Origin of the sequence: Streptomyces ortus (assembly GCF_026341275.1) — a bacterium.
In the GTDB taxonomy this organism is placed as follows: Bacteria; Actinomycetota; Actinomycetes; order Streptomycetales; family Streptomycetaceae; genus Streptomyces; species Streptomyces ortus.
On record NZ_JAIFZO010000002.1, the window covers coordinates 4,621,491 to 4,633,579 of the forward strand.

The window sequence follows — 12,089 nt, forward strand, 5'->3', positions numbered from 1 at the left end:
ACCAGCACCAGCACCCGCACGAGGAGGAGAACGCGAACGTGGACGCCGAGCTGACCAACAGGAGCCGGGACGCCATCAACGCGGCCAGCAGCAGGGCCGTGTCCGAAGGTCACCCCGACCTCACCCCCGCGCACCTGCTGCTGGCGCTGCTGGCCGGGCAGGAGAACGAGAACATCACCGACCTGCTGGCCGCGGTCGAGGCCGACCAGGCCGCCGTACGGACGGGCGCCGAGCGCGTCCTCGCCGCGCTGCCCAGCGTGACCGGCTCCACCGTCGCCCCGCCACAGCCCAACCGCGAGCTGCTGGCGGTCATCGCCGACGCGAGCGAGCGGGCCAGGGAACTCGGGGACGAGTTCCTCTCCACCGAGCACATGCTGATCGCGATCGCCGCCAAGGGCGGCCAGATCGGCGACATACTCTCCCAGCAGGGGGCCAGCGCCAAGAAGCTGCTGGAAGCGTTCCAGAAGAGCAGGGGAGGGCGCCGGGTGACCACCCCGGATCCCGAGGGCCAGTACAAGGCACTCGAAAAGTTCGGTACCGACTTCACCGCCGCGGCCCGGGACGGCAAGCTCGACCCGGTCATCGGCCGCGACCAGGAGATCCGCCGCGTCGTCCAGGTCCTGTCGCGGCGCACCAAGAACAACCCCGTCCTGATCGGGGAGCCCGGCGTCGGCAAGACCGCCGTGGTGGAGGGCCTCGCCCAGCGGATCGTCAAGGGCGACGTGCCCGAGTCCCTCAAGAACAAGCGGCTGGTCTCGCTCGACCTGGGCGCGATGGTCGCGGGCGCCAAGTACCGCGGCGAGTTCGAGGAGCGGCTCAAGACCGTCCTCGCGGAGATCAAGGACTCCGACGGCCAGATCATCACCTTCATCGACGAGCTGCACACCGTCGTCGGCGCGGGCGCGGGCGGCGATTCGGCCATGGACGCCGGAAACATGCTCAAGCCCATGCTGGCCCGCGGCGAACTGCGCATGGTCGGCGCCACCACCCTCGACGAGTACCGCGAGCGGATCGAGAAGGACCCCGCGCTGGAGCGGCGCTTCCAGCAGGTGCTGGTCGCCGAGCCGACCGTCGAGGACACCATCGCCATCCTGCGCGGCCTCAAGGGCCGGTACGAGGCACACCACAAGGTGGTCATCGCGGACAGCGCGCTCGTCGCCGCCGCGACCCTCTCCGACCGGTACATCACCTCCCGCTTCCTGCCCGACAAGGCCATCGACCTCGTCGACGAGTCCGCGTCCCGGCTGCGGATGGAGATCGACTCCTCGCCCGTCGAGATCGACGAGCTGCAGCGGGTCGTCGACCGGCTGCGCATGGAGGAATTGGCGCTCGACAAGGAGACCGACGCGGCCTCCAAGCAGCGGCTGGACAAGCTGCGGCGCGACCTCGCCGACAAGGAGGAGGAGCTGCGCGGGCTGACCGCCCGCTGGGACAAGGAGAAGCAGTCCCTCAACCGCGTCGGTGAGCTGAAGGAGCGGCTGGACGAACTGCGCGGCCAGGCCGAGCGGGCCCAGCGCGACGGCGACTTCGACACCGCCTCCAAGCTCCTGTACGGCGAGATCCCCACCCTGGAGAGGGACCTGGAGGAGGCCTCCGAGGCCGAGGTGGAGGCCGCCAAGGGCACGATGGTCAAGGAGGAGGTCGGCCCGGACGACATCGCGGACGTGGTCGGCGCCTGGACCGGCATCCCCGCCGGCCGCCTCCTGGAGGGCGAGACGCAGAAGCTCCTGCGCATGGAGGAGGAGCTGGGCCGCCGGCTGATCGGCCAGAGCGAGGCCGTACAGGCCGTCTCCGACGCCGTGCGCCGTACGCGCGCGGGGATCGCCGACCCGGACCGCCCCACCGGCTCGTTCCTCTTCCTCGGCCCGACCGGTGTCGGCAAGACCGAGCTGGCCAAGGCCCTCGCGGACTTCCTCTTCGACGACGAGCGGGCCATGATCCGCATCGACATGTCGGAGTACGGCGAGAAGCACAGCGTGGCCCGTCTCGTCGGCGCGCCGCCCGGCTACGTCGGCTACGAGGAGGGCGGCCAGCTCACCGAGGCGGTCCGCAGGCGCCCGTACAGCGTCGTGCTCCTGGACGAGGTGGAGAAGGCGCACCCGGAGGTCTTCGACGTCCTGCTCCAGGTCCTCGACGACGGCCGGCTCACCGACGGACAGGGCCGGACGGTCGACTTCCGCAACACCATCCTGGTCCTCACCTCGAACCTGGGCAGCCACTACCTGATCGACCCCCTCACGAGCGAGGAGCAGAAGAAGGAACAGGTCATGGAGGTGGTGAGGAGTTCTTTCAAGCCGGAGTTCCTCAACCGGCTCGACGACCTCGTGGTCTTCTCGGCGCTGAACAAGGAGGAACTGGAACGCATCGCCAGGCTCCAGGTCGGCCGTCTCGCGAAGCGGCTCGCCGAGCGCCGGCTCACCCTGGAGATCACCGACGAGGCACTGGCCTGGCTCGCGGACGAGGGCAACGACCCGGCGTACGGGGCCCGGCCGCTGCGCCGGCTCGTGCAGACCGCCATCGGTGACCGGCTCGCCAAGGAGATCCTCTCCGGCGAGGTCAAGGACGGCGACACGGTCCGCGTGGACGCCTTCGGTGACGGCCTCATCGTCGGACCCGCGACGGGGCCCGTGACGGTCGCGGCGGAGGGCCCGGCGACGGGTGCCGCGCAGGGTACGGCGGGCGGTCCCGCGGACGGGCCCGCGGATGGTTCCGCACCTGGCTCCGGGAGCGGTCCGGCGCCGGGCAAAACGCTCTGAGCGGAATTCCGTCACCGGCGGGGGCGGGGGTTGCGGGCCCCCGCCCCGGATGGGAGAGGATGGCGGAATCCGTACGAAGGGAAAATCACGGTGAGCATCGACCCGTCCTCGATTCCGAACTTCGGGGGCCAGCCAGAGCCGAACCCCGGCGGACCGGCGGGCCCCGTCGTCCCGGATCAGGACCTTGTGAAGCAGCTCCTGGACCAGATGGAGCTGAAGTACGTCGTCGACGACGAGGGAGACCTCGCGGCGCCGTGGGAGCAGTTCCGTACGTACTTCATGTTCCGCGGTGAGGACGACCAGCAGGTCTTCTCGGTGCGGACGTTCTACGACCGGCCGCACCAGATCGACGAGAAGCAGCAGCTGCTCGAATCGATCGACGACTGGAACCGCCGCACGCTGTGGCCCAAGGTCTACAGCCACACGCACGACGACGGCACCGTCCGCCTGATCGGCGAGGCGCAGATGCTGATCGGCACGGGCGTCAGCCTGGAGCACTTCGTGTCGTCGACGGTCAGCTGGGTGCGGGCCGCCATCGAGTTCGACAAGTGGCTCGTCGAGCAGCTCGGCCTGGAGCAGGAGATCGACGAGGCCGAGAAGCCGCAAGAGGACGAGTAGTCCGAGTAGCCCGCCCAGCGGACCGGCGGCCCTGTGAGCCACCGGCCCTACAGTGGCTTGTGGGCCAGTACGACCAGATACGCCCCGTACGCGAACGAGAGCCCGGCCAGGGCACCGACCACCAGGGTCGCGTGCCACGGCCGGGCTCTCGCCGTCCGCGCCAGTGCGCACGCGAGGGGCAGCAGCAGCGGGAACGCCGGCAGCAGGAACCGCGGCTTGCACTCGAAGAACCCGGCGCCGCCGGCCGCCACGAACAGCAGCACGCCCGTGTAGACCAGCAGTGGCGCGGGAGCGCGGTCCGCGAGCAGCAGCCCGTACAGCAGGAGCGCCGCCGCGACGATCACCATCGACATGGGGAAGACGAGCAGGTCGCCCTCCAGCAGCAGATGCCGTACGAAGCGCAGCGCGTCCAGGCCGAAGTCGAAGCGCGAGCCCCACAGCCGCTGCACCTCGAAGTAGCCGCCGAGCGGATCGCCCTGCCGCCGCCCCACCCACAGCACGTACGCAGTCCAGCCGAGCGGGGCGAGCGCCGCGCCCGTCCACAGCCTGTGGGTAACTTTTCCGCGCCGCCGGTACAGCTCGTACGCCGCCGCCGCGAGGACCGCCGCGGCGACCGCGAACCCGTTCGGCCGGGCCAGCCCCGCGCCCGCCGCGAGGGTGCCCGCCCACACCCACCGGCCGGTGAGGACGGCGTACAGCGACCAGGCCGCGAAGGCGGTCAGGACCGGCTCCGTGTACGCCATGGACAGCACGACGGAGTGCGGCAGCAGGGCCCACAGGAGGACGAGGGCGGTGGCGACGGCCCGGTCGTGCAGCCGGGCCCCGATCGCGTAGATCCCGCAGGCGGCGACCGCGGCGGCCGTCCACGAGACCAGCAGGCCCGCGCCGGGCCCGCTGAGCGGGGTCAGCTCCATGACGGCCCGCAGCAGCCCCGGATAGAGCGGGAAGAACGCCAGGTCGCTGTGGACGACGTCGGGGTGGAACCGCAGACTGCGGCCGTAGCCGTCCCCGGCGATCCGCAGATACCAGATGGAGTCCCAGGACCGCCCGAGCAACAGCACAGGGTGCTGCCCGACCGCCCAGGCGGTCAGGGCGACGGCCGCGGCCCCCAGCAGCCGGGCCGCCAGGAACAGTCCGAGGGCGGTGCGCATGGCGGCGGCCGGGACCGGCAGCCGGGGGCGGGCGGGACCCTCGACGGCGGTGGGGGACGTGACGGCGGGCGGAGCGAGGTCGGGTGCGAGGGTCACATGAGCAGATTGAGGGTAATCCCGCCCATTTGCGAGCACCGCGCGGCCGAGCGGGTCCGGTTCACCCCCATATCCGGCCGCACCGGCGCGCCGCCGTGACAAGGGGGCGTCTCAGCTGTGCTCGGCTTTCCCAGCTCGCCTGGTCTGTGTGCTCGACTGCCTCAAACGGACACCTCTGCCCATACGGTCTTGCCCACGGGGTGACGAGGCGCCGACCCCCAGCGCACGGTCAGGGCGTCCACGAGGAGAAGTCCTCGGCCGGACTCGCTCCCGGGATGCGGTGCGGACGGGACCGCGGGTGGCCGCTTCACGGAGGCGGCGTCCGCGACCTCGATACGCACCAGACCCGCGGCGGCGTCGAGGGTGAGCCGGAGGCTGAAGCCCCGCCCCGGGACCCGGCCGTGCGCCACGGCGTTCGCGGCGAGCTCGCCGACGACGAGGGCGACCGCGCAGGTCGCGTCCGACGCTGCGGGATGACCCCAGTCCTCCATGCGCCGGACGGCAAGACGGCGAGCGAGCCGTGCACCTCGCGGCGAGGCGGCGAACCAGGTTGCTGCGCGGGGGAGTTCGTTCATCGTTTCTGTCGGCACGGCTGGTCAGTCCTTGTCCGTCGAGCCGGGACTCATCCCGGCCTGTATGTGGGTCGTCACGTTCCGTGCTCAAGAGTCGTCCGTTCGCCCTACGCTCGACAGATGACACAGCCTTACATTTCATCTCGTAAGGAACGGAAGTGACGCTTTGGCCAACGGAATTGACCCCAGCACGTCGATGGCGGCGCTGTTCGGGTCACGGGTACGCAGGCTCCGTACGGCGGCCGGGCTGACCCAGGCCGAACTCGGCGCCTGCACGCATGTGGTGAGCACGCGGATCACACAGATCGAGCGGGCGTCCGGAGCGAAGCCGACGCTGGAACTGGCGCGTGCGTTGGACGCGGCGCTCGGCGCGGACGACCTGCTGGTCGAGTTGTGGCCGTACGTGTACCGGGAGGCGTTTCCGGACTGGTCGCGGAAGTTCATCGCGTACTCGGAGCGGGCTGTGACCATCAGGCAGTACGCGGCTCATGTGGTGCCGGGCCTGCTGCAGACCGAGGACTACGCCAGGGCGGTGCTCAGTCTGGATGCTCTGTTGGACGATGACGAGCAACTGGAAGAGCGAGTCACAGTCCGAATGACACGTCAGGAACGCCTGAGCTCGCCTGACCGGCCGGAGCTGGGGGTGATATTGGACGAGGCCGTACTGAGGCGCCCCATCGGTGGCGATGCGGTGATGCGTAAGCAGTTGGCGCGACTTCTGGATGCGGCAGGGGAACGCCGTATCACTGTGCAGGTACTGCCGTTCGACCAAGGTGGACACGAGGCCATGGGTGGCTCGCTGACAATCCTGACCCTGCCGAACGACTCAGAAGTGGCTTACACGGAGGGCGCGGACTACGGCCAACTCGTCGAGGAACCGGTCAACGTCAGTCGCTACAAGGTGATTTACGATCGGCTGCGGGCGGCAGCCCTGCCCCCGCTCATGTCACTCGACATGATCCGGTCTGCGATGGAGGGCAATTATCGTGCCTCGAATCTTCCGTCCCGATCTGAACGGCGTCGCTTGGCGCAGGAGCAGCTACAGCAATCAGGCGGGGGGCGACTGCGTGGAGGTGGCCGACGGGTTCCGGGGCGTCGTCCCGGTCCGTGACAGCAAGGTCCCGCACGGCTCGGCGCTGTGCTTCGGGACCGCCTCCTGGACCGCTTTCATAGGCGAGTTGAAAGCTGGACCCCACCGTCCCTGAGACGACCGGGCCCCGGCGGCCGTCCGCGTTGCGGGCTTGCCGGGCCCTTGTCCGCGAGGGTCCGGCAAGCCACTGACCTCCTGAAAGAACCGGGGAAAGAACTGCCACCCACCCGCCTCCCTGACGCGGAGCCCGCGTCACCGTCCGAGTGACCGGCTTGCGGCAGCCAGATCCAGGCGGCTACGTTCGCCGCGACAACCGAAAACAAATACGGCCCCCGGCCGGGACTGGCATCCCGAACGAGGGCCTGACCAACTAGGAGAACACCTTCCCGATGGCTGATTCGCAGTCTAACGCGCACTCGCGCGCCGACGCCGGAACTCCGACTTCCGGCGTGATCCGTGTACGCACCCGCCTCACCGCCGGCTTCACCGTCCTCGCCAACGCCCTCGTCCAGCGACGCGGCAGCGCGATCACGATCGGCGTCGCGGCGTACATTTCCTCCCTGCCCGACGGCTCCCCCGTGACCATCACTGCCCTGTGCGAGCACTTCAGCGAGGGAGAGATCCTGATCTCGCGGGCGCTCAGGGAACTCGAAGCGGCCGGATACCTGGAGCGCCGCCGTGAGCGGACGCCCACCGGGCAGGTCCGTACCCGCACGTACTTCTACGACGTCCCCGGCGGCGTGCCGCATCCGGACGGGCCTCCTGAGCCGCCCGAACCGCCCCGGCCCCGGAGGCAAGCCCCTGTCGCGGAGGCGATTGCGCCCGCGCGAGAAGCGGTGCGGGAGACAGTCCAGCCGCATACATACGCCGAGGCCGAGCCACCGGTCCCGCTCGCCGACACCGCTACCGACCCTCGAGCTGTCGCCGTGCTCGCCGCCCTGCGCCGGGTCGACCCCCGCCTCGTACTGTCCGAGCAGGAGGCCGCCCGTCTCGCCCCGGCCGTCACCAAGTGGCTCGCGGCAGGCCTCCTGCCCACACACATCACGGACCACCTCACCGCACGGCTCCCGGACACCTTCCTGACCCGCCCGGTCGGCATCCTCGCCTACCGCCTCAAGGAAACTCCGCTCGCCCTGCCCGTATGGCTAGGAAGCGCGGAGTCCCCCGTACGTCCGTCGGTCGTACCCCTCCGGAACTGTGACGGCTGCGACCGGGGCTTCCGCGCGGCGGAACCCGGCCGTTGCCGGGACTGCCGCTCCCGGGAGCCACTCCGCGCGGCCGGCTGAGCCGATGACCTGGTGTGCCGCCCTCACCCGGCGAGCGTCTTGAGGCGGCCGACCGCCTCCTCCAGTACGGACGTCCGCTTGCAGAACGCGAAGCGGACGAAGGGTGCCCCGGCGTCCCGGTGGTCGTAGAAGACCGCGTTCGGGATCGCGACGACCCCGGCGCGCTCCGGCAGTGCCCGGCAGAACGCGAAGCCGTCGCTCTCGCCGAGCGGCCGGATGTCGGTGGTGACGAAGTACGTCCCGGCGGGCGTGAAGACCCCGAAGCCGGCCTCCGCGAGCCCGGCGCTCAGCAGGTCCCGCTTGACCAGCATGTCCGCGCGGAAGGCGTCGAAGTACGTGTCGGGCAGCGCCAGCGCCTCGGCGACCGCGTACTGGAAGGGCCCCGAGGCCACGTACGTGAGGAACTGCTTGGCCGAGCGCACCGCCGTGACCAGCTCGGGCGCCGCCGTCACCCAGCCGACCTTCCACCCGGTGAACGAGAACGTCTTGCCCGCGCTCCCGATGGTGACCGTGCGCCCGCGCATCCCGGGCAGGGTCGCCAGCGGTACGTGCTCGGCGCCGTCGAAGACCAGGTGCTCGTACACCTCGTCGGTGACGACCAGCAGGTCCCGCTCGACGGCCAGTTCGGCGATCGCGGTCAGCTCCGCGCGGGTGAGGACCGTGCCGGTCGGGTTGTGCGGGGTGTTGAGCAGCAGCAGCCGGGTGTTGTCGGTGACCGCGTCGCGCAGCTCGTCGAGGTCCAGCCGGAACCGCCGCCGCGCGACGCCGTCCTCCCCGGCCTCCTCGTGCGGCCGCAGGGTGACCGGCACGCGGGTGCCGCCCGCCATCGCGATGCAGGCCGCGTACGAGTCGTAGTACGGCTCCAGGGCGATCACCTCGTCGCCGGGCTCCACCAGGGCGAGCAGTGTGGCGGCGATGGCCTCGGTCGCGCCCGCCGTGACGAGGACCTCGGCGTCGGGGTCGTACGTCAACCCGTACCGGCGCTCCTGGTGCGCGGTGATCGCCGTACGCAGCTCGGGGACGCCCGGCCCCGGCGGGTACTGGTTCCCCCGTCCATCCCGCAGCGCCCGCACGGCCGCCTCCCGGACCTCCTCGGGACCGTCGGTGTCGGGAAAACCCTGCCCGAGATTGATCGAGCCGGTACTCAGGGCGAGGGCCGACATCTCGGCGAAGATCGTCGTCCCGAACTCGGCGAGACGACGGTTGAGGAGAGGGCGACGCGCGCTGGAGGTCATGACGGCCATCCTGCGCGCAACCTCTGGAGTTGCTCAACTCGGCTTTGGCGCGTGAGCCGGGAGGGCATCTCCCTCCCACGCAAGACGCACACGCAGGGCGCACACGCAAGACGCACACGCGAGAAGTGCACCCGAGACGTGCACGCGGCAAGCGCACCCGAGACGTGCGTGTGCGTGTGCGGCAGGAACCGCGGTAGGCAGTACAGCGGTCCGTACAGCAGTCGACACAGCAAGGATCTCGGCAGGGCACAGGCAGCAGGCAGACGAGAAGCAGAGCCCACGGGGGGCCGCTTCGGGGGAACGGAAGGAGGGTGGCGCCATGGTCATCGGCATCATCCTGGCGTTGTTCGTCGTGGGGTTCGTGGTCTTGATGGTCACGCGAGTGGCATCCGGCGGGGGCCGGGCGCGCGGTCGTGGCAGGGGGCGTTCGGGCCGCGACAGCGGTAGCTGGTGGGCCGACAGCGGAGCGGTGGGCGGGAGCGACGGCGGCTCCAGCTCCTGCTCGTCGGGCTCCTCGGGGCATCACTCCTCGTGCGGCGGGGGCAGTTCGTCCTGCGGCGGTGGCTCGTCCTGCGGGGGCGGCGGATGCGGCGGAGGCAGCTGACACGGGGCAGCTGAGCTCCGGGCGACGTCGTCCGGTCGTATGAGCGCCCCTCGGGAACCATCTCCCGGGGGGCGCTCAGTCGTTGTGGGGGCGTGCAGCTGTTTGCGAGCCCCCCAGGGGCGCACTTTCTTGTTGAACAGTTGAGCTGTGGAGCCCTCGGGGGGATGGAAACCCTACGAAGTTGGGTAAAAACGCTGTGGCGGACGCGCCGTTCATGATTCCCTCGTATCGCCGACGCAGACCCCGGAACAACCTTCTGACCTGGCCGACCGGGCCCGATCACCGCCCGGCGCCGGCCGGGGTGCGACGGACCGACCCCACCCTTGCGTGCAGCGGAGCCGACCCATGCTCACGACCCTCAACACCGCCTATACCGACACGCGCGCGGCCGACCTCGCCTGGGCCCTCGGACGCGAACCGCTGCCCGCGCTCGCCACCCTCGACATCGAACTCGCCGACGCGAAACTGCAGTTGAGACTGCTGGGCGCGTCCCATCAGGTGCTGCTCGAGGAGGAGCGCGGCACCTGTTCGGAGACCGTCGCGTGCATCGCGGGCAGCAGCTCCCCGCTGCCGCTCGGCGTCGCCAAACGGGCGGGCGACTGGGAGTACGAGTTCGCCGCGCGCGTGGAGACGCTGTCCCGCGGGTCCTTCGCCGGCCGGGCGCAGGAACTGCTCGCCCTCGTCGCCGACCATCCGAACGGACTGGCGGGGGTCTTCCCCGGCAGCCCCCACGCCTTCACCGCGATGCTCGCGCAGCGCCACGACGGCCAAGTGCACTGGCGCACCTGGCACGCGTACCCCCAGGAGGGCCAACTGGTCGCCACACGAACGAAGGTGGGCGTACGGGTGCCGGCGACCCTCTAGGGCAGATCCCTGGGCAGGCCCGGAGGCGGACCCCGGGGGCGGGGCCCCGAAACGGCCGAAGTATGCGCGGGCGACGGCATTTACACACGTGTGGGTGACAGGACGCAGCGAACCGGTGACGTAGCGTTCCCTGGGTGATCGAGCCGCACGCCCCCGCCCCGCCCGGTACGGCCCCGCCGCCCCGCAGCGGCGCGGGCCAGGCGCGTCTGCCGGTCAGGCCCGCCACCGGCCGGTTCCTCGTCCTCACCGGCGTGTTCGTCTGCGCGGCCTGCGGACTGGTGTACGAACTGGAACTGGTCGCCCTCGCCTCGTACCTGACCGGCGACTCCATCACCCAGGCCTCCGTCGTCCTGTCCGTGATGGTCTTCGCGATGGGCATCGGCTCGCTCCTCGCCAAACGGCTGCGCTGTCGCGCCGCGGCCGGCTTCGGCGCGGTGGAGGCCCTGCTCGCCCTCGTCGGCGGCTGCAGCGCGATGGTCCTGTACGCCGTCTTCGCCTGGACCGGCGGCTGGGGCGGCGCCTGGGCGGACGGCTCCAGCTACCTCCTCGTCGGCTTCTCCCTCGCCATCGGCCTGCTCATCGGCGCCGAGGTGCCCCTGCTGATGGAGCTGATCCAGCGCGTGCGCAGACAGGACGCGGGCGGCGCCGTCGCCGACCTGTTCGCCGCGGACTACGTGGGCGCGCTGGCCGGCGGACTCGCGTTCCCGTTCCTGCTGCTGCCCCTGCTCGGCCAGCTGACCGCGACGCTGATCACCGGGACGGTCAACGCGTTCGCCGGCGCGGCCCTCGTCCTGGGCCTGTTCCGGCAGGACCTGACCCGGCGCGGTCGCTGGCTGCTCGTCGTCACCAACCTCCTCGTCCTCACGCTGCTCGCCTCGGCCGCCGTCCTCGTCGACGACTTCGAGCGGTCCGCGCGGCACGCGATGTACGGCCGGGACGTCCGGGTGGCGATACACACCGACGTCCAGGACGTGGTCCTCACGGGCGGCACCGACGGCAGTCGGCTCGACCTCTATCTCGACGGCCGCCTGCGGGTCAGCGGCAGCGACGAGCGCCGCTACCACGAAGCGCTCGTGCACCCCGCGATGAACGGTCCCCACGCGCGCGTGCTCGTCCTCGGCGGCGGCGACGGGCTCGCCGTGCGCGAGGTGCTGCGACACCGGGGCGTACGGCGGGTCGACGTCGTCGAACTCGACGCCGGGCTCGTGGAGCTGGCGCGCACCGATCCGGCCCTGTCCGCGCTGAACGGCCACGCGTACGGGGATCCACGGGTGCGGGTCGTCGCCGCGGACGCGTTCGGCTGGCTGCGGCGGGCCCCGCGGGGCGCGTACGACGTGGTGATCTCCGATCTGCCCGACCCCGGGAACACGCCCAGTACGAAGCTGTACTCGCAGGAGTTCTACGGGCTGGCCCGCGAGGTGCTCGGCACGGGCGGGCGGCTCCTCGTGCACGCCGGGCCCGTGGCGGCACGGCCGCGCGCGTTCTGGACGGTCGACGCGACGGTACGGGCGGCCGGGCTGCGGACGGTGCCGTACTCGGTCGGCGGCCGTGACTCCGAGGTGACGGACGGGTCGCGGGTTCCGCACGACTGGGGGTACGTGCTCGCGTCGCGCGCCCGGCCGCGGCTGCGCACGGCGGCGGGGGCGCCGGACGTGCCGTCGCTCCAGGCGGGCGTCCGGGCGGCGGCGCGCACCCGGCTGGAGGGCCTGCCGCCGTCGACGCTGGTGCACCCGAGGTACGCCGACTGAGGCGGCGTACGCGTCCGTCCGCGGCGGATCCGGTGGAATCCCCGCATGTACGGGTGCGGTACGGGTGGT

9 protein-coding genes and 1 pseudogene are annotated in these 12,089 nt (G+C 71.2%); 7 read left to right on the plus strand and 3 right to left on the minus strand.

Going from position 1 to position 12,089, the window contains the following annotated elements; translation table 11 throughout:
* Positions 1–38 precede the first annotated feature (38 nt).
* Positions 39–2,624 (plus strand): annotated as a pseudogene (gene clpB / locus K3769_RS23810) (ATP-dependent chaperone ClpB); the annotation flags it as partial.
* Between the two features lie 222 nt (positions 2,625–2,846).
* The gene (locus tag K3769_RS23815) at positions 2,847–3,374 is read left to right on the plus strand and encodes a type III secretion system chaperone family protein (protein WP_267028386.1); all 528 of its coding nucleotides are present in this window, start codon (positions 2,847–2,849) and stop codon (positions 3,372–3,374) included.
* 47 nt (positions 3,375–3,421) lie between these two features.
* Here K3769_RS23815 and K3769_RS23820 read toward each other — a convergent pair whose 3' ends face one another.
* Positions 3,422–4,621: a putative hexosyltransferase gene (locus tag K3769_RS23820; RefSeq protein WP_372515016.1), complete on the minus strand. Its 1,200-nt coding sequence runs from the start codon at positions 4,619–4,621 to the stop codon at positions 3,422–3,424.
* A 161-nt stretch (positions 4,622–4,782) separates the two neighbouring features.
* Positions 4,783–5,196, minus strand: coding sequence for an ATP-binding protein (locus K3769_RS23825; protein ID WP_267031512.1), 414 nt, complete (start codon positions 5,194–5,196; stop codon positions 4,783–4,785).
* 193 nt (positions 5,197–5,389) lie between these two features.
* Here K3769_RS23825 and K3769_RS23830 point away from each other — a divergent pair, with 193 nt between their 5' ends.
* The 3 genes from K3769_RS23830 to K3769_RS23840 all read left to right on the plus strand — a co-directional run bounded on the left by K3769_RS23830 (position 5,390) and on the right by K3769_RS23840 (position 7,569).
* Complete coding sequence (locus tag K3769_RS23830; RefSeq protein ID WP_267031513.1) at positions 5,390–6,304, plus strand: helix-turn-helix domain-containing protein; 915 nt, start codon at positions 5,390–5,392, stop codon at positions 6,302–6,304.
* Complete coding sequence (locus tag K3769_RS23835; protein ID WP_267031514.1) at positions 6,267–6,398, plus strand: DUF397 domain-containing protein; 132 nt, start codon at positions 6,267–6,269, stop codon at positions 6,396–6,398. The genes K3769_RS23830 and K3769_RS23835 overlap by 38 nt, the downstream gene beginning before the upstream one ends.
* Before the next feature lie 274 nt (positions 6,399–6,672).
* The gene (locus K3769_RS23840) at positions 6,673–7,569 is read left to right on the plus strand and encodes a hypothetical protein (protein ID WP_267028387.1); all 897 of its coding nucleotides are present in this window, start codon (positions 6,673–6,675) and stop codon (positions 7,567–7,569) included.
* A 23-nt stretch (positions 7,570–7,592) separates the two neighbouring features.
* Here the strand turns inward: K3769_RS23840 and K3769_RS23845 are convergent, their stop codons facing one another.
* Positions 7,593–8,813: a pyridoxal phosphate-dependent aminotransferase gene (locus tag K3769_RS23845; RefSeq protein WP_267028388.1), complete on the minus strand. Its 1,221-nt coding sequence runs from the start codon at positions 8,811–8,813 to the stop codon at positions 7,593–7,595.
* 940 nt (positions 8,814–9,753) lie between these two features.
* Between K3769_RS23845 and K3769_RS23850 the strand changes: the two genes are divergently transcribed.
* Positions 9,754–10,272 carry a DUF2617 family protein gene (locus tag K3769_RS23850; protein WP_267028389.1) on the plus strand — a complete coding sequence of 173 codons (519 nt, stop codon included), beginning with the start codon at positions 9,754–9,756 and terminating at the stop codon, positions 10,270–10,272.
* A 134-nt stretch (positions 10,273–10,406) separates the two neighbouring features.
* Entirely contained in the window at positions 10,407–12,020 is a 1,614-nt protein-coding gene (locus K3769_RS23855) for a polyamine aminopropyltransferase (protein ID WP_267028390.1), read from the plus strand.
* Positions 12,021–12,089: the final 69 nt, after the last annotated feature.